A 1,035-nucleotide genomic window follows, 5' to 3' on the forward strand; every position below is an offset into this window, starting at 1 on the left:
CTAAATGTGTTGAATGGCTTAGAGCAATGCCCGAAAAAAATAGAATATTGGCGAGGGTGGCCGTTGCAGAACGTTTCTGGAGGGACGCATTTTCTTCCCTTATGGGCATTTTACCGAAAGCTTGGTGCAGAATTTACAAGGAAACTCTATTCTGAAACTCATATCTTCCTTTCAGGAAGGCGTTATCGAGCAATGCCATTGCTATCGTATCTAGGAGATTTTATAGAGGCTCAACCATCAGATATCACACCTACACACTTAACTTCAGACGTATTCATGAATGAATTCTGGGATCGTTTTGTAAAGTATTACGTTACAACAGCATATGATAGCGGACAAGGCCAGAAATTAAGCACCATCGCATCGGCCTGGAACGTGCAATTCTCAGCTTTCGTACGCAACCAACTCATTCCGGCATCAGTACTAAGTGGGGGATATGCTGGATTACCCGTTTTACCAAAGAGACTGTATAACAATGCGGCCTCCAGAATCAGCACAGGAAATGACGGAACGCTGGTTCATTCAAAATTATTGCACGATATTCCACTAGAGGTGACAGACCAAGCGGCCATCTACAATATTTTTGATAATCTAACATCATCAATGAATGACTTAACAACCTGGGCTAAAGCTGAGGTGGCAGATCTAGAGGCCAGACTAAATCGTCGGTTGCGAGAAGCACCTAATGGAAAACTCCGCCGGATCGGTGGACTTGGAGAAAAAGAGGGCGGCCAAATTCAATGGATGAGAGATCGCAATAATCCAGCATGCTTTGCTAATGCAGCACGAAATATCGAAGAGCACTCCTATTCATATATAATGGAGCGAGCTGTCCAAATTTTTGCTTCGCCATTTGCAGAAACAGCATATGAGCTAGGATTAGCAACAACAGGATCATTGTACCCACACTGCCTACTACTCGTAAGTTTGTATCCCAAAATCACCGTTGGCTTCTTGGAAAACTTGGAGATATATGATGAGCATGGAAAAAAAATTGGTTTCATCCCAACCGACAACGGGTATCAGTTAGTTGGG

1 protein-coding gene is annotated in these 1,035 nt (G+C 43.4%); it reads left to right on the forward strand.

Translation table 11 applies throughout. The annotated features are described in order from the left end of the window. On the forward strand, nt 1-1,035 hold a 1,035-nt coding region (locus tag V5E99_RS30935), incomplete at both ends, for a hypothetical protein (protein WP_499806315.1).

Origin of the sequence: Janthinobacterium sp. LPB2021202312-11-4, assembly GCF_037049705.1 — a bacterium.
Lineage (GTDB): Bacteria > Pseudomonadota > Gammaproteobacteria > Pseudomonadales > Pseudomonadaceae > Aquipseudomonas.